We start from the raw sequence: 18,842 nt of genomic DNA, 5'->3' as shown, positions 1-18,842 counted from the left end.
TCGCCAGCGTCAAGTGTGGCTAAGCGCCAGGCCGGGTGTATTTGGTCATCCCGGCGCCCGGATAACCCCCCGCGGCCCCGGCTCCCCCGCCGATGCCGCCCCCGCCGCCGGCCCCACCGCCGGCGGCCCCGGCGGCGAGGGCGACCGGTTGTCCCGCCGCCGCGCCCGCGCCGGCGGCACCGGGTGCCATCGAGTTGCCCATCATCCCGCCCATGGCGCCCATCATCGACTGCGGCAGGCTGGCCATGCCCTGGACGGCCTGCATCGGTGCCTGGAACATGCCCATCAGCGGCTGCATCATGCCCATCGCCGCCTGCATCGGCTGCATCATCATCTGGCCCATGTCGCCGGCCCCGCCGGCCGCCTGCGCCGGAGCCGCCGCGGCCTGACCGGTGGCCTGGGTCGCGGTTCCGGCCACCTGCGTGGAGGCCTGCATCCCGGTGGTGGCCGCCGTGGTGGCCACGGCCGAGGCCGCCGCCGCCGGAGCCGCCGGAGAGGCACCCATCGGCGCCACCGGCGGTGGCACCGCCAGCAACGCGATCAGTGCGGACAGCGCGGCGCCGTAGGCGGCCCCGGTGCTGGAGTTGTGCGGCCAGTGCTCGCCGAAGTACTCGGTGTCCAGGGCGATGATCGCGGGGGTGAGCGCGCCCCACACCGAGGGGTTGATCGCCACGTCGGCGGCCTGCTCGGTGCGGTTGGCGACGGACACCTCCGCGGGGATCATAGTCTGCACCGCGGTCTGGTAGGCGGCCACACCCTGCGCCGCGATCGGCGGCTTCTCCTGCACCCACATGGCCAGCGCCTGCAGCGCGCCGTTGAGCGTGGTCACCGTCGCCTCGGAACTCAGCCCGCCGACACCCTCGAAGTTCAGGGCGGTGACCGCGGTGTTGAGCGCCGACAGCGAGAAGGACAGCTCATGGCTGGCCATCAACGCCTGCCAGGCGGTGCCCGAGGCAAGGGTCGACGACACCCCTGCCGCGCCCGGGCCCACCAGCCTCAGGTAGTTGGTTTCAGGAGTGGAGGTCGCCCAGAGCGGATCGACCGGCACGGTCTACAACGCCTCTACAGCGCCAGCGTGGCGTTGTTCATGGCGTCGGTGACCCCGTAGGTGACGCCGGCCAGGCCCTGTGCGCCGGAGAACAGGCCGCGCTGGCCCGCATGCTCGGCGGCGGTACCCAGGTAGGCGCCGCCGGCACCCGACAGCGCAGCGGCGAAGGCCGCCGAATCCGCGTCGGCGCCCATCGGCACCACACCGGTCAGCGCCGCCGAGGCCGCCGCGCTGGCCGCGGCCATCTCCGCGGTGATCCCGCTCTCGGTCGCCGCCGACGTCCCCACCACGGCTTCGCTGACGTTCATCATCCCCGCCATTGTTGTGCTCCTCCCGATCCCCGTCCTGAATCCCCGCGGCAACCGCGTGCGGATTCAATTCATGTCTCCAGTGTGCTGGAGAGTTATGTCACCCCGCAAGTCACCGGGGCCCTGCGGCCGGAATCACAGTGTTTCCTCAGGTAGACCGACCAGGACACCTTCGATCGCACCGTCGGTGGTGACGAACAGGCCGCGGCCCGGCGGTAGCTGTTGTGCGCTGGTTCGGCCAAAAACCTTCACCGCCTGCGGATCGTTGTCCATGAACAGCGTCGGCGCGCGCGAGCCGGTGAGCTTCTGCAGGAACGGATTCATCGCCGACACACCCGCCCAGTTGCCCGGCAGCCGGCTCGCGATGACGTGCAGGCCGACCTCACGGCTGCGCTCGATCAGCGGCCACAGCGGCGCCGTCGCCGCCTGCTTGCCCAGCACCCCGTTGGGTCGCAGTTCCTGCTCGTCGTCGATCAGCACGAAATGGTGGGCGCCCTGCCATTGCGCCCGCCGCATCAGCTCCTCCTGCGAGAGCCCCGACGGGGGCAGCCGGTCGCGCAGCAGTGCCGCCAGTTCGCCGACGACCTGGTCGATATCGTCGGGGGTGTAGGCATAGGCCCGGACGTGCGGGCCCTGGATCTTGCCGATCAGCGTCGTCTTCGGGTCGATGATGGTGATCTGAGCGTCTTCGGGGGACAGCCGGCCCATCACCGCCTGCCCGAACGCCGCCAGGGCGGTCGTCTTGCCGCACCCCTGACGTCCCATCACCAACAGGTTCGGTGTGCTGCGCGCGGTCAGCGCCATCGGCTGCAGGGCGCTCTCCCCGATGGCGAACGGGATGTTGAGACCCTCGGCCGACTCCGGGGACCTGGCGAAGTCGGCGACGATCTGGCGCAACGCGATTCGTTCCGGCAGCCGCGCCAGCGTCTCGACCCGTCCGGCCCCGGTCTGCTGGGCGATCATCGCGCCGACCTGGCGGGTGGGCACCCGTTCACCGGTGGGACCGACGATCTCGGGCACCCCGATGAGCAGTTCGTGGCTGCGGCGGGTCAGCCCGAAGCCGGGACGGTCCAGGGTGTTGCGCGCGGCGCGGCGGTGGTCCATGCCACTGCCCATCTGGGTCTCGTCGGGGTTGCTCAGCCGCAGCTGGATGCGGGCGTTGGCCACGTTCAGCAGGGCCTGCTTCTGCCCGACGAGCCAGCCCGAGGCGCTGGTCATGACGTGGATCCCGTAGGACAGGCCCTGGCGGGCCACGGCGATGGCGCGATCGCCCAGCCCGTTGTCCTTCTCGTAGAGGTCGCCGAAGTTGTCGATCACCAGGAACACGTCGCCGAACTTGTCCGCCGGGTCGGTGCCGGCGCCGGCGGCCGGGCCGAAGCGGCGTTCGCGGAATTCGGAGATGTCGATCTGGTAGCGCTTGAACGCGGCCTCCCGGGCGCGCATCAGGCCCTCCACGGTCGCCAGGGTCCGCGACACCCCCTCGGTGTCGGTGAGGCTGACGACACCGGCGACGTGCGGCAACTCCTCCACCGGGTACAGCGAGGCCCCGATCGCGAAGAACGCCACCCGCTCGGGGGTGTACATCAGCGCCGCCGAGGTCATCAGGGTCATCAGGGTGGTCGACTTCCCACGCTGGGCGGTCGCCACGACCATGATGTTGTCCATCTCGGCCTCGATGACGTGCACTTCCTGCTTGTGATCCTCGGGAATGTCCTCGATCCCCACCGGAAACACCAGGCCGGGGTTCTGCCCGTAGTCGACGTACCAGGGTTTGCCCCGCCACCGGTGCACCAGCTGGTCGGCCGGCTCGCTGATCTCCAGCGGCGGCAACCAGATCTGGTGCGGCGCGCGGGCCGGGCTGGAGATCAACGACTCGCGGATGACGTCGAGCAGCTTCTTCTTCTTGAAACCGTCGGCGTGGAAGAGGAACTCGTCGGGCTCGTCGGGCTCGTCGGCCTGGGCCAGGGCGGCGTTGTCCTCATCGCTGAGCGGCTGGTACTCCCACGTCAGCGCCCGCGGCTCGTTGAAGCTGACGTCCACGGTCTGGCCGGTGTTGACCACCTTCTTGGGCACCACGAAGGGGGCCGAGACGTAGAAGCAGCGGAAGTGCTCCAACTCGCGCGGCCCCACCTTGAGCAGCGCGTAGCCGGCCTCCTTGGAGGGCAGGTGCAGCGCGGCGTCGCTGCCGATCACGTCGCGCGAGTCCTCGGCCGTCTCGGCGCGCAACGCGACCCGGAAGGCGATGTTGCTCTTGGCCTTGCTCAGCGAGGACAGATCGAGGCGCTGACCGCCCAGGGTGAAGAAGACGTTACAGCCGCGTCCCTCCTGACCGATGTGGATGACCAGGTCGATCCATTCCGGGTGATGGTGGAACAGCTCCAGGTACTCGTCGATGATCACCAGCAGGATGGGGACGGGTTCCAGGTCGCGCCCGGCCAGTCGCATCTCCTCGTACTCGTTGGCATCACGCGCGCCGGCCTCCTTGAAAAGGGCGTACCGCCTGGCCATCTCACCGTTGATGGCCTTGCGCATCCGCTCGGCCAGATGCCGTTCGTCCTTGCCCAGGTTCGACAGCGACCCGGCGACGTGGGGCAGGCCCTCCAGGTCCTGGGCCGCCGACTCGAACTTCATGTCGACGAAGATGACGATGAAGGTCTCCGGGGAATGCGTCAGGGCGATCCCGTTGCACAGCGACAGGAAGTACTCGGACTTACCCGAACCGGAGGTGCCGATCACCACGGAGTGGAAACCGAAGCCACCGAAGTCCTTGGCGCGCAGCACGATGTACTGCAGCTCGCCGCTGGGCTTGACGCCGACGGGCACCACCGCCCATTTGGGGTCGCCGCGGCCGCGACTCTCGGCCCACAACCGGTCCACGTCCAGCTGGCGGGGGTCACTGATGCCCAGCGCCCGCAACAACTCTCCGCCCTGGCTGTCGGTCTCGGACATCTCACCGGCGGTCATCGGCGACCACCGCGCCAGGGCGCGCGCATAGCGGTCGGCGGTGCTCTCGGCGAGCATGTCGGCCACGGCGAAGAACGCGTCGCGGTGCCGCAACCGGCCCTCGCGCAGCCCGAAGCGCTGTTCCTCGTCGGAGAACCCCACGCCCACCCCGGGCCGGGTGGCCAGGCGCAGCACGGTGATTCCCGCCATCCCCTTCAGTCCCGTGACGCCCTCCCATTGTTCGGGGGTGCCCACGTTGTCGTCGACGATGACCCAGTGCGGTCCCAGCGCCGATCCGGCCGCCGCGGCCTCCATGGGTGAGGGCATCGAGGTGGGGCTGGTGCCGCCGGGGGGTGTCCAGGGGCCGCGGCCCTTGCGGTGCAGTTCGGAGTCGAGGGCCTGCTCCAGTTCGGTCGGCGAGGTGAACACCAGCCGGCGCAGGCCGCAGGCGTCGAACATCTCGTCGTGCTGGTTGTGCGGCAGCCACACCATCCACTGCCACTGCTCGGGGTGGCGGGTGACGACCATCAGCTTCAGGTCGTTGGGGCTGTGATAGACCGCCAGAGAACACAACACGGCCCGCATGAACGACTGCAGTTCGGCGGGATCTTCTCCGACGAAGCTGAAACCCGGTTTGGACCGCAGGTTCAGCACCTTGCCGATGCCCCGGATCTTGCTCTGCTCGAGAATGAAATCGCGTAGCGCCCGCCCGGTCACCGGCTCGAGTTCCTCGCCGATGGGAACCTCGGGCCACTGCAGCGACACCGCGGAGTCGCTGGCCAGCTGTACCCCGATACCCAGGCGCACCTCCAGGAAGTCGGGATCGCCCTGCCGGCGTTCCCACATCCGGGGGCCGCCGATGACGGTGTCGAGCTGCTGCGGGTCCCCGTGCGCATAGAGCTGACTGCGGCGCTGCTCCTGGGCGGCGCGCTGGATCTCGTCGCGGTCGTCGTCGAGCTGGCGCAGATAGGCCCGGCGCTGCTTTTCCTGCTCGCCCCAGCTGACGCGGCGGCCGCGCCCGAAGCGGCCGCTGAACATCAGCGCGGCGAAGCCGACCAGGCCGATCATCGGGAAGAACCCCGACTGCAGCGAGCGCACCCCGGAGCTGTACATCACCACGAGCGTGCCGATGATCCCCACCAGCAGCGCGGGCAGGGCGATCATCAGAATGATGTTGCGCGGCTCCCGCTCCGGCAGCGCCAGGGGCGGGGCGACCGCCACCCGGGCGGGCGGCACGACGGGCGGTTGCTTACGCGGACCGCGGACAAATCCCCGTTTGGACACGAATCAACCTCCCGCGGTCGGGTCGCTGGGTCTGGGTACCGCCGACAGCAGGGCGTCGCTGACGACGGTGTCGCGGGCCACCAGGGCGCTGTCGCGGCTGATCGCGGGACCGGCGGCGAAGGTGCGCACGATGGGCCAGGGCGCCTGCACGGCCCGTCGTGGGTCCAGGCCCAGCGCCTGCAGCGTGGCCTGGTCCCACTCCACGCCGTAGCGCACCCCCTGCGGTGAGATCCAGTACAGGCTCTCGCGCGAATCCGCCGTCACCACCCCGCTGGTGGTGGCCACGAAGTTGGCGGCCCCGGGCAGCATCAGGGTCTGGTTGGCCTCCACCGAGTCGGGGTCCCGATCGTTGCGCACCAGCTTCACCAGGTGGGCATCCATGCTCATCGGGACGGGCAGGCCTCGGCCGCTGTAGATCTGCACGGTGGCCTGCCGGTCGGTGTTCTGCTTCTCCCAGGCCACACAGGCCACCGGGTTCGCGGAGGTGTCGACGAAGTCGAGTTTGCGGTTGGGATAGAAGTCGACGTTGAGCACCGAGACGTCGGGGATGTCGACCAGCTTGTCCGGGGAGATCAGCTTCGGCGTCGTCGCGCCCTGGGAGTCGGCCGTGCGCAGCAGGTCGGCGACGAACGAGGTGATCTTCTGAACGCCGCCGGGCAGCAGCACGTAGAAGCCGCTGATCTGCCCCTGGGAGTCCTGGGTCTCCAGCACCGTGCCGACCGGACTGTCGGGCAGCCAGCGCGACGGTGTGCCGGCGTCCGGGATCGCCGGGACCACAAGTGGTTCGGTGGCGGGCATGGCGTCGTAGAGTGCGTTGGAGATCTCGATCGGGTAGGTGGTACCGGGGTCCAGGCCCAGGTTGAACGTGACGGTGCGGTCGGCGGGATTGATCTGGGAACGGTGTCCGTCCCAGATGACGTAGGTGGCACCGGCATGGGTGGCCAGGATGGCCTGGGTCGGGGTCATCGGCGCGGACCGGCCCGTCGACAGCGGGCCGGCGATGGAGGTGACCACGGCGCGTCCACCGCTGCCGCGCTCGGGTGCGGTGTCGCAGACCGTCCACGTCGAGACGCCCCCACCGGTGATCTTCAGGTCGTCGGGGGCGCCGGGAATGCCAACCATGGGCCCGGTCGGATACTTGCCGATCTCCGCGGATTTCACCCAGGTGGGCGCGGACGCGCTGCCTGTCACCAGGCGGGCCGAGGTGAGGTTCATCGCCGGGTAGAGCCGCCCGTCGATCTTGGCGTAGATCGCACCGGTGTCGCGGTCACCGATGATTGCCGACTCGCCGACCAGTCCGGCCGGTTTGAAGAAGTGCAGCAGCGCCATCCAGCCCATGCCGATCAGCACGAAGACGATCGAGAGGGCCACCGCGGCTTGCTGTTTGCGGTCGTCGTGTCTCATCCGGACGGAAAACCGGGTGATGGCCGCCCGGAGGCGGCGGTTGTAGAACAGGTGACCGGAGTTCTGGTCGCGGTTGGACAGATTGAGCGGCATGAGATTCGGGTGTCCTTGTCGGGCAGGTTCAGGCTCGGCGGCCTACTCGAGCACGCCGCCGTAGCGGGCGGCGTTCTCGGCCTGGGCCTCCTCGCGCAATGCGGCGAAGGCCAGGTTCAGCCGTTCGGCGAGTTCGCCGTGGGAATAGCCGCTCACCGCGCTCGGATGCACGGTGAGGTCGATGAGTTTCCCGTCGGAATTGGCCACCGCATGAACATCCCCCAAATCAACGCTGAAAGTGATCGTCTCGGCCTGGGCAACGAGCGCCTCCCACCGGTCGGCCGCCTCGTTGAGCTCCCGCAGCACGGCGTCGACGAGATCCCTGTCGCTGAGTTTGCCACCGCGTTCCACGCCGTCGCCAGACCCCGCCACCTAGCCAGTATGGAGATGTCCTTCGAAACACGTCAATTCATTGCCGAGCGTGCGGCCCGGCGTGGGTATGCCCGCGTCGGGACAACTCGCCGGGTTCCGTTCAACAGGTGTCAGTAGGTGTCGATAGGTGTCAGTAGGTGTCAGTAGGTGTTCCACTGGCTGCCCGCCGGGGCGCTGAGCGCCTCGAACCAGCTGAAGTGATAGTTCGCGGCCACCTTGTCGCCGGTGGCCAGCGCCTCGGTGGCCGCCAGCAGCAGGCAGTTGAGCAGCACGTTCGGGTCGACGTCGGGGTACAGGGACATCAGCTGGTAGCGGGCGGTGTCCAGATGCACCCGCAGCACATCGAGTTCGGCCTCCACCACGCCGGTCCCCGCGGCGGCCGCCCGGGCCAGCGTGTTCACCATGCGCGGCAGCCCGTCACGCCAGTGAGTCGCTTCGCCGAGCTTCCATCCCAGGTCGTCGACGTCGGGGAGCTGCCGCGGCGCCGAGGAGGCGCCGGCTTCGGCCTCGCCGCCCCCGCGGAACGGGTCGCCGGGTGCATAGACCAGCCTGGACACGGTGTCCCCGGCCTGGCCCAACAGCGCCGTGGCGTTACCCCGGCGCCGGGCCGGCGGCAGCAGCTCGACGTCGGCCGGGAGATCGAGCCCCGGAGGTATCCAGCCGTAGGCCAGGTCGGTGACCAGCACGGTGGCGCCGTCGGCGCGCGCACCGATCGCCCATCGCAGTCCCGGTTCCTGGCGCGCGACGTATTCCAGCAGCCGGGCCAGCCGCGGCTCGCCGTCGGCACCGGCGGTGTCGACGCGCCGGGGGGTGCTCGGCACGGGGGCGACCGGGCGGGCCACCGGCTCCGCCGGGGTGTCGCGCGGAGCCGGACGGGGCGGCGGCACGTATTCCGGTGGGTCCTCGACCCGGCCGCCGAACCACTGCAGTGGGATCTCCTCGGGCCTGGGGAGCGGTTCGAGCTCGGGTTCTGGCTCGGGTTCTGGCTGGCGTTGGTGGCCGGTCGCCGCCGTGACCGGTTCCGGCTCGGCGCCGGCGGGCGTGGTGCCCGACGGTGCCGGCCCGGTCACGCCGGCACCGGGCGGCGTCGTCGGGGACTCCGTGACCGGACCCGTCCAGCCGACGGCGCCGCCGGCACCCGGGGCGGTCGGTGGCGCCGCCCGGGGCGGGGCGGGCACGTGCTCGGTCGCTGCCGGCGTCCCGGGTTCTGCGGCCGGTGCGGCTGGTTCTGGGGGCACCTCGGCGACAGCCTCAGGAGCCCCGGGCGCCTCACGCACCTCGGCTACCTCGGGCGCCTCGGGAACCTGGGCGATATCAGAGGGCGGGATGTCGGGGACCCCGGGCATCTCACGCGCCTCAGGGGTCTCCAGTGGCTCCGGCGGCTCGGTCTCCTCGAGGGACGCGGCGGGGGCCTGCGGCGGCGGGGGTGCCGACTCCCACCACCGGCGCGGTTCGGAACGGTCCGCCGGCTCGGGGACCGGCTCCGAGACCGGCTCCGAGATCGGCACCGAGATCGGCTCGGAAACCGGCTCCGAGACCGGCACCGCCGGCATCACCTGGACTTCCTCGGCTTGGACTTGCTCGGCATCGACGGTGACCGCAGGCCGTTCGGCGGCGTGGCGGCCGTAACGGCGTCGCCCGTTGACCGGTTCTCGCTGTGGCTCTTCTCTTCGCGCGTCTTTCTGGGCGCCATCCCTCAGCGCCTCCCGCAGCTCGGTCATGTCGACGATCTGGGTCTGCTCGATCGCGGGGGTGCCCCGGTTGGCCACCGAGTCCAGCCGCAGATACTCCGTCTGAAACCCGATGGCTTCCTTGCGAAGCTGCCGCACCGTGGATTCCACCCGCAGCACGGCGAACGCGCGGGCGACGTTGATGACGCGGGTCTCCTCGGCGGTGCGCTCGTCGCCGTGCAGACCCGATTCGGCCAGAATGCGCATCTTCTCGTTGGCCGAATCGGCGATGCGCTGCAGATCGCGTTTCAGATACTCTGCCATCGTGGCGGTTTCGGTGGTCACGGCGTTCAGCTCCGTGGGCCACAGACCGCCCAGCACCCACGGGGTGCAGTCCGCCGGGGTGCGGAAGGACGGCGTCGAGAGGGCCTGTTGACTCGCCCTCTTCATCCGCCTTCGCGCTGACCTGCGACCGAAGATAGCCACGCGTCAAGGTTACCGTTGTCTGCCCATACGGCTATTCAGCCGAGAGCCGCCGCGGTGAATTGTCGGGCCCCGGTGCCGGCGGTACCGTCGGGCCATGTCTGATTCGCTGTTGCAGCAGCAACTCGACGAGGTCAGGGCACTGCTGCAGCGCGCCCGGGAGCTGTTCGGCGCGGAGCCGGTTGCGCCGCCGGACCGTATTGCTCCGGACGTCTCCCCGGGGCCTCCCGACCCGTCTCGGTGAGTGGCCGGTGAGCGGCCTGCGCCGCGCCCCTCAGCGCCGGCCCAGGTCCTGGTGCTCGGCCAGGGCGGCCTGGGCGGCCGCGAGTTCCTGCGGTCCCGGAAGTTCCGCCGACGGTGAGTGCCCCGCGGCGATGATCTCGGCGCGAACCTCCATCACCGCCTTGAGGTAGGACACCTCGGCGGCCAGCAGGATGCCACGGGCCAACTCGCCGGCCTCGATGTCCATCGCGCCCTCGCTGAGCACCACGCTGTGCAGATAGCCGCCCCGGCAGCTGCGGAACAGGATGTGCCCGCAGGGGTGCGTGGTGTCGAAGGCGGGATCGGGTTCGGTCATCGGCTCTCGTCGTGGACGCTGCCCAGTTGCTGTGCGGCCCGGGCGTCCTGCTCCTCCCACAGCTCGGCGGATCGCCTCAGGTTATCGGCCATCAGTTGGTGATCGTCGGCCTGCTGCTCGTAGCAGCGCCGGCGCTGTTCGAGCAGTTCGGTCGCCGCGTCGCGCAGCTCACCGAAGATCGGGCCCAGCGAGTCCAGGCTCTCCTGGATCTCGCCGTGGGAGGACGGCATCGCGCGCAGGTGTTCCGACGTCGCGGCGTGTTCGGCCGCCGCGTCGCGCAACTGGGCGGGAACCACGTGAACTCGGTCTGCCATCGCGAACTCCTAGCTGTCGGTGCCGGCCGATGCCGGTCGGGTCGGTTGGGGCGAACTGCCGGACACGCCGGGTGGCGGCGCCGGGGCCGGGCGGTCGGTGCTCGGATCCGGTGGGTGGGACCAGCCTAGAAAGGTCGGACCGGACACGGCGCCGATCGGTTGAATGTGGTTGTCGAGCAGCGCCTTGTCGGCGCCGAGTGCCAGGGCGTGCCGGTCGATGAACACCCCGATGTCACCGGGGGCCAACCGCGACGGGTCCACGGGGTGCTCCGGTACCGCTCCCGGCGCGGGGATCGTGATGCCCTGGCGTTGGAAGGCCTCGCCGAGGGGCGTGCCGGAGGTGGCCGAGCGGATCACCTCGGCGAGTGCAGCCGAGGGGGCGGTGACCGTGTCGCCGTCCGGCAGACGCACGGTGGCCGACGGCGCCGGTCCGGGCTCCTCCCCGGGTGTTTCCACGGCGGTCGAGCGGTTCGGGTCGGCGGCGCCGGCACTGCCGGCACTGTCGGCACTGTCGGACTGCTCGCTCTGCGCCCCGTGCTCCCCGTCCTGGCCGACCGCGTCGTCGAGGCCGTCCGGTGACCCGATCAGCTCTTCGAGCGCCCGCAGCGGGTCCTCGCCGAGGCCGGGGGCCCGGGCAGTGATCGGGGTGGTCGGTGGCGTCGTCACCGGCAATGCCGACGACGGTGGCACAGCGCTCGGCGCGGGTGTCTGCGGCGAGGCCGGTACCGGTGCCGGTGCCGAAGATGGCGGCAGGGGCAGCACCGGCGTCGCCGGAAGGCCCGCCACCGCTGGCGGTTCGGCCGCGGGCGCCACGCCCAGCGCATCCAGCAACGGATCGCCGGCCAGCACTTGATCCCACAGCGGATCCTGCGCCGCCGCAGCGGTCCCGGTGAGACGCGCGGGCGCACCGGGGTCGCCACCCCGGGGTCGCGGCGGTGGGGACTCCCCGGTATCGGGCGCCGGCTCGGCGCCCCGGGGTGACGAGGGTTCCATGGCGTTCGCGGTGCCGTACAGGGCGGTCCAGACCGCCATCAGCGCGGCCCTGGAGGTGCTGTCGAGATCGGCGGTCTCCACCACGCGGCGGATGTCTTTCAGCCTCGCGATCAGGTGACGCTGGAAATCCCGGGCGCCCGCCGGGGTGTCGAGGTCGGTGCGGGTGCGCACCGCGTTCTCGATCTCGTCCTGCAGTCGGCTCAACGCCTCTGCGCCCGCGACGGTGGTCGAGTGGGCCCCGAGGATGGCGGTGACGGCGTGCAGGTCCAGCTGAGCCGCGAGTGAACGTTGTTGCGCCAGATCGTGTTCGGCGGACCGGATGGCCTCCGCGGTGTCGCCCTCGGGGTTTTGCGGCGGATCCTTCGCGGTGGTTGCACGCGGCGCCGGGGCGGTCCCGGCCAGCAGCCCGGCGTAGTCCCGCCGCAACTTCGTCAACACCACCGAGGCGACGCCCGGGTCGACGGGATACAAAGACAGATCGGCGATCTCGCGGTCACTCAGGCCGCGTCGCCACGCATCGGGATCGCCGGTCGCCTCGGTGACCCGACGGATGGAATCGCGAAGTTCGGTGATCTCACTCATCGCCGGTGTCTCCGTCGCCGCCCCGCCATGGCGGGGACAGTACCCAGGCACTGCGGGGCGGACAATTCACCCCGCCCCGCTCACCGGAGCGGCGAATCCGGGGACGAATACTGCGCGGTCAGCGCGACGAGGGTGGCCCGGTGTGCCCGGCCCTTCTCCGCCGCGTCGGTGACGATGCCGATGATCTCGCGATGTTTGGCGAGCAGGAAACGCTGGAATTCCAGGCCGCCGGCTGCGGTGTCCAGCGCCAGGGCGGACTGCTGCGTGACGGCCTGCTCGATCTCGCGTTCGATGGCGTCGAGGCGGGCCCGGCCGGCGACGGCGGATGCGTGCGCGTCGGCGACCAGCCGAGCCAGCTCGTCATCGGATTCGGCGACCGCGCTGCGGCGGGCCGCCAGGGCGGCGGCGCGTGCCTGCATGGCGGTCACCGAGGGTCCGGTCTGTTCCGCCATGGCCACAACGTACTCAGTCCCCAGATCGGCGACAACTCACCCGGCGGGTGGTCCGCAATCAGACCGGGCGACGGATCTGGACGTGGCCGCCCAGGGGGCTGATCCGGACCGATGCCCCCGAGTAAGGCGCCTCCACGACCAGGTTGTTCCCGATCGCCAACTGGACGTGCCCGGCGTGCGGGAAGACCAGATCCCCGGGGCGCACCGCCTCGCGTGGCACGGCGACGCCGACACCGATCTGGTCATAGGTGGTGCGCGGCAAATCGATCCCCACCTGACGGTAGGCCCACTGCACGAGTCCCGAACAGTCGAACCGATCCGGCCCGATGGCCCCCCACACATAGGGGCGGCCCAGCCGCGACAGCGCCGCCCGCACCGCGCCGGCCACCCGCCCGCGGGGTGCCGGCACTCCGGTGCCGCGCAGCCGAATCCGGCCCCGCGCCACCAGGTAGCGCAGGGCCCGCAGGAGCAGAAGCCGGCGCCGCGCCGCGGCGCGGGCCGCCACGACGTGCGCATGCTGGGCGCGCAACCGCGCCACCCGGCGGAGCACCGCCTCGCGCTGAGCGGCCGGGGAATCCCCGACGGCGCCCCGGTCGGCGCGGGCCGCGGCGAGTACCGCGCCGGTACGGCGGCGGGCCTCGGCGTGCTCCTCGAGCGCCGCGGCCAGGACGCGCCCCAGCCGGGCGTCGGTCTCGACGGCGGCCAGCAGCGCCGTGGCACTCCCGGCGGCGCCCCGGCGGTAGCCGGCCGGCCCGGCTCCGGCCCCGGGCGGCGGTCCGGTCGGCGGGCGGGGCCCGGGGCCGGTCAGTGCCTGGGCAGCCGGGGCCCGACCGCCGGGGAAAAGAGCGTGGGCCCGGCCCAGAATCTCCAGTTCGGTCATCGCCGGCCCCGCGTGCCCTCGGGGCGGCGCCCCGAAACGAGCTGTTCTGTGTCCTCTTGGGCGTCCTCTTGGGAGGCGGCCACGAATTCCTGTATCCGCGCCAACGCGCCCGCCGGGACGGCGCCGACGTTGCGGATCTCCCAGAGTTGTTCGGCGGTGACGCCCAGCAGCGTGGCCAGCACCTGGTCGGGCAGGCCCGAATCCGCGCACGCGCGGTCGAAGCGGGCGCCGATGCTGCCGGGCATGCGGTCGAGCAGTTCGGCGCGGGTGGACTCCAGCGCGTGCAGGTGGGCCAGCAGCGGTCGCGCGGCCGGTGCCCCCGCGTTGACGGCCACCCGCCAGGAGTTGGCGGCCAGCATCTCCGCCTTCACGCATTGCGTTATCACCGAGATCATATATGTTTCATACTCGTCGGACGTCGACGCCGGTAGTCGCTCGATCACCGATCGGAGTGCGTCGAGCTGAGCCTCCGCATACTCCTGCAGGACGTCGGTGTCGCTGTGCCGGTCGACCACCACGGCCCCGGCGGCCCCGGCGGCGCGGGCCGGCCGCGGTGGCGGCGCGTCGCCGACCACCTGCGCCAACTCCGCGCCCGGGTCGGCCGCCACCACGAGCCGGGCATAGGTCCCCGGCGGCAGACCGAGCCCGTTTTCGACCTTCTGAACTGTGCTTTTGTGCGGTTTTCGGGCTCCGCGCTCCAGGTAGCTGAGCCCCATCGTGCTCACTCCCGTCGCGGCCGCGAGGTCGGCCAGGGACAGGTCCCGGGATTCGCGCAACGACCGGATCGCCGCGCCGGCCGCTTCACGGGTCACCGTTGCCCTCCGGCCATGGGAGGGATGGTACACAGCGACCCCCATCGCCGAATGTATATACGTTTTCATCAACGTTTCTCTTGCACTTCGTGCGATTTTGCGTATACGCTTTCGTCGACGTTCCGAACGAGAGGGTCCACCCATGAACATCCCGTGCTCGCAGAATCCCGACCTGTGGTTCGGCTACGCCGACGACGACGGCAGCGACGGCGCCGCCAAGGCCCGCGTCTACGAGCAGTCCGCCGTCGAGGCGCGGCTGCAGTGCCTGCGCCGCTGCCCGCTCGCCCAGCAGCGCCGGTGCGCCGGGCACGCGGTGGAGCACGGTGAGGAGTACGGCGTCTGGGCCGGCATCAAGCTGCCCGGCGGGCAGTACCGCAAGCGGCACCAACTCGCCGCGGCGCACGCGGTTCTGCGCCGGATCGCGGCCGGGGAGCTCAACCCGCGCGAGCTACCGGAAAGCGAGAATCTGCTGGCCCGCCGGGAGACGACCCCGGTCGCAGCGGTGGCCGCCGTCATCCATCTGCCTGCCCCGCAGGCCGATCCGCAGAAGGCGGCCTGATCACCCGGTGAGGAGGTCGAGGGTGCCCAACTCGCGGATCGCCCGACAGCCACGCTCGAGCATGGTCAGCACCATGTCGTCGCCCCGGTCCGTCGCCGCGGCGAAGGCGAACCCGAACGTGGTGATCAACGGCACCTGCAGGACGCCCAGACGGTAGTCCTGCCAACAGGTTTCCCGGTCGTAGTCGGTGACGCCGTGGCGCTGCAGGGCGTCGTGATAGACCTCCACCAGCCCGCGCTCGGTGCCGGCGCGCAGTTCGGGCACCAGGCTGGTCGCCGTGAAATAGCTCAGGTCACGCGCCGGCAGGCCGACCGTCAGGGTCTGCCAGTCCACGACGGTCACCCGGCTCCGCGCCGGATCGAACAGCAGGTTGTCCGCGCGGAAGTCGCCGTGCAGCAGGGCAAACCTCTCCGGCGCGACCAGCAGCCACGGTTCGATGGCCGCGGCGGCCTCGGCCAGGGTCGCGCGGTCGGCGGCCGACATCCGCTCGCCGAGCTTGGCGACCGTGGTCTCCGCGGCACTCACCGCCAGCTGGCCCAGCCCCGCGGCGAACGCCGGGTCGGCCCTGGGCATCGTGGCCCCGGAGAAGCTCAGCCAACGGGGGTCGCACCACCGGGGGCCGTGCAACCCGGCCAGCGCGACGGCCGCCAACCGCGCCTCCTGCTCGGAGCAGCCCCGGATCTGGTCGGCTTGGACCGCCGGCGCCAGGTCGGCCATCAGCAGCACGAAATCGGCGCCGTCGCGGTCGATGGCGCAGTGGTAGACCCGCGGCAGCGGAACCTGCAGGGTGCCCGCGGCCTCGGTATAGAAGGCGTATTCGGCCCGGTACCCCAACGCCACCCGCTGGCGCACCTCCTCGTCCTGGGACGGCAGTTTGGCCACCAGCGTGGCGGGATGCCAGCCCGGACCGTCGGCGTAGGTAGGGACCAGCCGATAGGTCGCGCCGGTCTGACCGGTGCCCACCGGCGTCACCCGCACATCGGTGATGTCGGCGCCGAGCACACCCGAGAGCCACCCGGCAGTGACGTCCTCGGGCCCGGACGGGATCGCCCCGGGGGACGCGGCAGATGTTGCGGTCACGGCGGCACCTCCTCGATGAGCTGAGCACACGTTACAGTTCCGGCCCTCAGTGTCAATCGCGTCCTGGCTTTTCCCGGCATGTCCCGGAGGGTCCGGGGAGGTCCTCGACCGTCCCGGTCATCGGGGCCGCAACCCGACCGGCAACCCGACTGGCTTAGTGTGACCGGGGTGAGCACGCAGCCCTCACCTCCGGTCGAAACCGACCCCACCCGGCCCGACGCCTTCTTCGCCGTCGACGGCGACCGCTTCGTCCCGCGCCCGGCGGCGCAGGGTCCCTGGGGCGCCACCGTCAGTGGCCACATCCTCGGCGGTCTGCTCGGGCGCGCCGTGGACCGTGCCGGGGCCGCACCGGAGCTGCAGCCGGCCCGGCTGACCGTCGACCTGCTGCGGCCCACCTTCATGGCCCCACTGCAGGTGCGGGCCACGGTGCGCCGAGAGGGCAAACGCATCAAGGTGGTCGACGCGGAGCTGCTGCAGAACGACGTGGTGAGTGCCCGGGCCAGCGCGGTGTTCCTGCGGCGCGGCCCGCATCCGGAGGGCCAGGTGTGGTCGGCGCCGGTGACGATGCCGCCGATTCCCGACGAGCCTGCCGCCCCGGCCGCCGACATGCCGTTTCTGCTCTGGGCCTATGGCGCCGACACCGGCACCGGGATTCTGGGCGGGACGGGCGAGCAGTGGGCCCGGGATCCGGGACCCAAGTACGCCTGGGTCCGCGAGCTGCGGCCGTTGATCGACGGCGAGGCGCTCACCCCGTTCGACCGGGTCGCGCTGGCCGGCGACGTCACCAGCGCGCTCACGCACTGGGGTACCGGCGGGCTGCGCTACATCAACGCCGACTTCACCATCTCGCTGGCCCGCCTGCCCGAGGGCGAGCACATCGGACTGGCCGCGCACAGCCACTTCGGCGACGCCGGGGTGGCATCGGGGTCGGCGACGCTGTTCGACCGACGGGGCCCGATCGGCAGCGCCATCGCGGTCGCCCTGGCCCAGCCCGCGGAGGCCTTCCGGCCGCCGCGTCTCAATTCGTAGGCTCAATTCGCAGGCTCAATTCGCGGGGCCCAACCCGCGGGGCCCAGATCCCAGGCCCAACCCGTAAGCCCAACCCGCAGGCCCAACCCGCAGAGGAGCTCGGAGTGGACGTTCTGATCTCTCCCGACGAATTGGCGCTTCGTCTTTCGGGGGGTCTTCCCGAGGTTTCCGGGACGGCCGCAGAACGCACCCGCATCCTCGACGTGCGCTGGACCCTGAACGAACCCGACGGCCGCGCGGCCTATCGCGCCGGGCACATTCCCGGCGCGGTCTACGTCGATCTCGACACCGAACTGTCCGATCACACCGTCAGCGGGCGGGGTCGCCACCCGCTGCCCACCCCGGCCGCACTGCAGGGCGCGGCGCGGCGCTGGGGCCTGCATCCCGGCGACACCGTGATCGTCTACGACGCCTGGAACAACCAGGCCGCCGCTCGCGCGTGGTGGCTGCTGCGGGCGGCCGGGCTTCAGGACGTCCGCCTGCTCGACGGCGGCTGGCCGGCGTGGAAGCAGGCGGGCCTGCCCGTCGAGACGGGCGACCCGGTGCCCGGCGCGGGCACGGTGTGCATCGACGGCCTCGATCACCTGCCCTCCGTCGACGCCGACACCGTCGCCGAGCGCGCGGCCTCCGCCGGTCACGTGGTGCTCGACGCTCGGGCGGCGGCGCGCTACCGCGGCGACGAGGAGCCGTTGGACCCCCGCGCCGGGCACATCCCGGGCGCACTGTCGGCCCCGACCTCGGACAATTTGACCGGCGCCGGCACCTTCCGCGGCGCCGAGGAGTTGCGGCGGCGCTTCACCGACCTGGCCGGGGCAACACCGGTGACCGTGTACTGCGGGTCCGGTGTGACGGCCACCCATCAGATCGCCGCGCTGGCGATCGCCGGGATCGAGGCCGCGCTGTACCCGGGCTCGTGGTCGGAATGGAGCGGTGACCCCGCGCGCCCGGCGGCCACCGGTCCGGACCCCGGCTGACCGCTACGCGGCATCGTGCCGGTCGGCAGCCTTCTCTCCCCGGCTGTCTGCCCGGCCGAACGGCAGCAGGTGGATGATCCCCACCGCCAGCGACCCGACCGCGAAGCCGATCACGGCGGAGGCGGCGGTGTTGACCAGCCAGGCCAGCGGCGCGCCGATCCCGGCGGCACCGTGGCGCACGGCCTCCTCGAGGTGGTGCACCCAGCCGTAGAGGGTGTGCCAGCCCAGTTCGTCGCTGCCGACCAGGAGGATGTGGCCGCCGACCCACAGCATCGCCACCGTGCCGATCAGCGACAACGCCGCCAACAGTCGCGGCATCGCGTGCACCAGGCCGCGCCCGACCCGCTGGCTGAACCGGGAATCCCGCTGCGCGAGAGCCAGTCCGATGTCGTCCATCTTGACGATGAGGGCCACGACACCGTAGACGGCGGCGGTGATGACCACGGCCACGACGGCCAGGATGATCAGCCGCGGCAGGAAGGGCTGGTCGGTGACCTCGTTGAGCGCGATGACCATGATTTCCGCGGAGAGGATGAAATCGGTGCGGATCGCCCCCGTGGTCACCGCGCGTTCGGCGTCCGGCCCGACGACGGCGGCCGGCAGGGCATGGTTCTGGTGGCCGAGCAGACGCCCCCACACCTTCTCGGCGCCCTCGAAACACAGATAGGTGGCACCGACCATCAGGATGGGCGTCAACAACCAGGGCACGAACTGGCTGAGCAGCAACGCCGCCGGCAGAATGAACACCAGCTTGTTGCGCAGGGACCCGCGCGCGATCCGCGCGATGATCGGCAGCTCGCGCTCGGCGGCGATGCCGTGCACGTACTGCGGGGTCACAGCGGTGTCGTCGATGACCACCCCGGCCGCCTTCGCGGTGGCACGACCGGCCGCGGCGCCGATGTCGTCGACCGAGGCGGCCGCGAGCCGCGCGATGGCCGCGATGTCGTCGAGGAGGCCGAACAGACCCGCGCTCATCGAGTCACCG

At 71.3% G+C, this 18,842-nt stretch carries 18 protein-coding genes; 4 read left to right on the top strand and 14 right to left on the bottom strand.

Annotation, left to right across the window (positions count from 1 at the left end; genetic code table 11):
- Positions 1–19: 19 nt before the first annotated feature.
- The 6 genes from CSR00_RS21210 to CSR00_RS31330 form a co-directional block, all read right to left on the bottom strand.
- On the bottom strand, positions 20–1,048 hold the full coding sequence (locus CSR00_RS21210) for a PPE domain-containing protein (RefSeq protein WP_099024399.1): 1,029 nt from the start codon (positions 1,046–1,048) through the stop codon (positions 20–22).
- A gap of 14 nt (positions 1,049–1,062) precedes the next feature.
- Complete coding sequence (locus CSR00_RS21205) at positions 1,063–1,359, bottom strand: PE domain-containing protein (protein ID WP_099024398.1); 297 nt, start codon at positions 1,357–1,359, stop codon at positions 1,063–1,065.
- A 132-nt stretch (positions 1,360–1,491) separates the two neighbouring features.
- Positions 1,492–5,583, bottom strand: a complete 4,092-nt coding sequence (gene eccCa, locus CSR00_RS21200; protein WP_099024397.1) for a type VII secretion protein EccCa — start codon at positions 5,581–5,583, stop codon at positions 1,492–1,494.
- A gap of 3 nt (positions 5,584–5,586) precedes the next feature.
- Complete coding sequence (gene eccB, locus CSR00_RS21195) at positions 5,587–7,080, bottom strand: type VII secretion protein EccB (RefSeq protein WP_099024396.1); 1,494 nt, start codon at positions 7,078–7,080, stop codon at positions 5,587–5,589.
- Between the two features lie 42 nt (positions 7,081–7,122).
- Positions 7,123–7,452, bottom strand: a complete 330-nt coding sequence (locus CSR00_RS21190) for a DUF2710 family protein (protein ID WP_099024395.1) — start codon at positions 7,450–7,452, stop codon at positions 7,123–7,125.
- Between the two features lie 140 nt (positions 7,453–7,592).
- Positions 7,593–9,572, bottom strand: a complete 1,980-nt coding sequence (locus CSR00_RS31330) for a DUF5631 domain-containing protein (protein WP_099024394.1) — start codon at positions 9,570–9,572, stop codon at positions 7,593–7,595.
- 130 nt (positions 9,573–9,702) lie between these two features.
- Between CSR00_RS31330 and CSR00_RS30745 the strand changes: the two genes are divergently transcribed.
- Entirely contained in the window at positions 9,703–9,849 is a 147-nt protein-coding gene (locus CSR00_RS30745) for a hypothetical protein (RefSeq protein ID WP_176562176.1), read from the top strand.
- A gap of 30 nt (positions 9,850–9,879) precedes the next feature.
- Here the strand turns inward: CSR00_RS30745 and CSR00_RS21180 are convergent, their stop codons facing one another.
- From CSR00_RS21180 to CSR00_RS21155, 6 genes are all read right to left on the bottom strand, one after another.
- Positions 9,880–10,182: a DUF2694 family protein gene (locus tag CSR00_RS21180; RefSeq protein WP_099024393.1), complete on the bottom strand. Its 303-nt coding sequence runs from the start codon at positions 10,180–10,182 to the stop codon at positions 9,880–9,882.
- Positions 10,179–10,496: an ESX-1 secretion-associated protein gene (locus CSR00_RS21175; RefSeq protein ID WP_099024392.1), complete on the bottom strand. Its 318-nt coding sequence runs from the start codon at positions 10,494–10,496 to the stop codon at positions 10,179–10,181. Before CSR00_RS21175 ends, CSR00_RS21180 begins: the two co-directional genes overlap by 4 nt.
- A 9-nt stretch (positions 10,497–10,505) precedes the next feature.
- Positions 10,506–12,071, bottom strand: a complete 1,566-nt coding sequence (locus CSR00_RS21170) for a DUF4226 domain-containing protein (RefSeq protein WP_099024391.1) — start codon at positions 12,069–12,071, stop codon at positions 10,506–10,508.
- Between the two features lie 80 nt (positions 12,072–12,151).
- Complete coding sequence (locus tag CSR00_RS21165) at positions 12,152–12,523, bottom strand: DUF4226 domain-containing protein (protein WP_099024406.1); 372 nt, start codon at positions 12,521–12,523, stop codon at positions 12,152–12,154.
- A gap of 58 nt (positions 12,524–12,581) precedes the next feature.
- Positions 12,582–13,403 carry a C40 family peptidase gene (locus CSR00_RS21160; protein ID WP_099024390.1) on the bottom strand — a complete coding sequence of 274 codons (822 nt, stop codon included), beginning with the start codon at positions 13,401–13,403 and terminating at the stop codon, positions 12,582–12,584.
- Positions 13,400–14,215 (bottom strand): helix-turn-helix domain-containing protein, encoded by an 816-nt coding sequence (locus CSR00_RS21155; RefSeq protein ID WP_099024389.1) that lies wholly within the window; start codon positions 14,213–14,215, stop codon positions 13,400–13,402. The genes CSR00_RS21160 and CSR00_RS21155 overlap by 4 nt, the downstream gene beginning before the upstream one ends.
- Positions 14,216–14,357: 142 nt before the next feature.
- On the opposite strand from CSR00_RS21155, the gene CSR00_RS21150 reads away from it, so the two are divergent.
- A complete protein-coding gene (locus CSR00_RS21150; protein ID WP_099024388.1) occupies positions 14,358–14,774 on the top strand; it encodes a WhiB family transcriptional regulator in 417 nt (138 codons plus the stop codon).
- On the opposite strand, the gene CSR00_RS21145 is transcribed toward CSR00_RS21150, so the two are convergent.
- Entirely contained in the window at positions 14,775–15,854 is a 1,080-nt protein-coding gene (locus CSR00_RS21145; RefSeq protein ID WP_099024387.1) for a phosphotransferase family protein, read from the bottom strand.
- Between the two features lie 168 nt (positions 15,855–16,022).
- On the opposite strand from CSR00_RS21145, the gene CSR00_RS21140 reads away from it, so the two are divergent.
- Positions 16,023–16,883 carry a thioesterase family protein gene (locus CSR00_RS21140; RefSeq protein ID WP_245906341.1) on the top strand — a complete coding sequence of 287 codons (861 nt, stop codon included), beginning with the start codon at positions 16,023–16,025 and terminating at the stop codon, positions 16,881–16,883.
- A 104-nt stretch (positions 16,884–16,987) separates the two neighbouring features.
- On the top strand, positions 16,988–17,857 hold the full coding sequence (locus tag CSR00_RS21135) for a sulfurtransferase (RefSeq protein WP_099024385.1): 870 nt from the start codon (positions 16,988–16,990) through the stop codon (positions 17,855–17,857).
- Positions 17,858–17,860: 3 nt separating this feature from the next.
- On the opposite strand, the gene CSR00_RS21130 is transcribed toward CSR00_RS21135, so the two are convergent.
- Positions 17,861–18,832: a DUF808 domain-containing protein gene (locus CSR00_RS21130; RefSeq protein WP_099024384.1), complete on the bottom strand. Its 972-nt coding sequence runs from the start codon at positions 18,830–18,832 to the stop codon at positions 17,861–17,863.
- Positions 18,833–18,842: the final 10 nt, after the last annotated feature.

This window comes from Mycolicibacterium palauense, assembly GCF_002592005.1.
GTDB lineage: Bacteria > Actinomycetota > Actinomycetes > Mycobacteriales > Mycobacteriaceae > Mycobacterium > Mycobacterium palauense.
This window is presented reverse-complemented; position numbering and strand designations above follow the sequence as displayed.

Excerpts from the sequence above, each read along its gene's own strand:
- CSR00_RS30745 (WP_176562176.1), top strand. The coding sequence starts at position 9,703 with ATGTCTGATTCGCTGTTGCAGCAGCAACTCGACGAGGTCAGGGCACTG.
- CSR00_RS21130 (WP_099024384.1), bottom strand. The coding sequence starts at position 18,832 with ATGAGCGCGGGTCTGTTCGGCCTCCTCGACGACATCGCGGCCATCGCG.
- CSR00_RS21180 (WP_099024393.1), bottom strand. The coding sequence starts at position 10,182 with ATGACCGAACCCGATCCCGCCTTCGACACCACGCACCCCTGCGGGCAC.
- CSR00_RS21165 (WP_099024406.1), bottom strand. The coding sequence starts at position 12,523 with ATGGCGGAACAGACCGGACCCTCGGTGACCGCCATGCAGGCACGCGCC.
- CSR00_RS21160 (WP_099024390.1), bottom strand. The coding sequence starts at position 13,403 with ATGACCGAACTGGAGATTCTGGGCCGGGCCCACGCTCTTTTCCCCGGC.
- eccB (WP_099024396.1), bottom strand. The coding sequence starts at position 7,080 with ATGCCGCTCAATCTGTCCAACCGCGACCAGAACTCCGGTCACCTGTTC.
- CSR00_RS21170 (WP_099024391.1), bottom strand. The coding sequence starts at position 12,071 with ATGAGTGAGATCACCGAACTTCGCGATTCCATCCGTCGGGTCACCGAG.
- CSR00_RS21205 (WP_099024398.1), bottom strand. The coding sequence starts at position 1,359 with ATGATGAACGTCAGCGAAGCCGTGGTGGGGACGTCGGCGGCGACCGAG.
- CSR00_RS31330 (WP_099024394.1), bottom strand. The coding sequence starts at position 9,572 with ATGAAGAGGGCGAGTCAACAGGCCCTCTCGACGCCGTCCTTCCGCACC.
- CSR00_RS21150 (WP_099024388.1), top strand. The coding sequence starts at position 14,358 with ATGAACATCCCGTGCTCGCAGAATCCCGACCTGTGGTTCGGCTACGCC.
- CSR00_RS21175 (WP_099024392.1), bottom strand. The coding sequence starts at position 10,496 with ATGGCAGACCGAGTTCACGTGGTTCCCGCCCAGTTGCGCGACGCGGCG.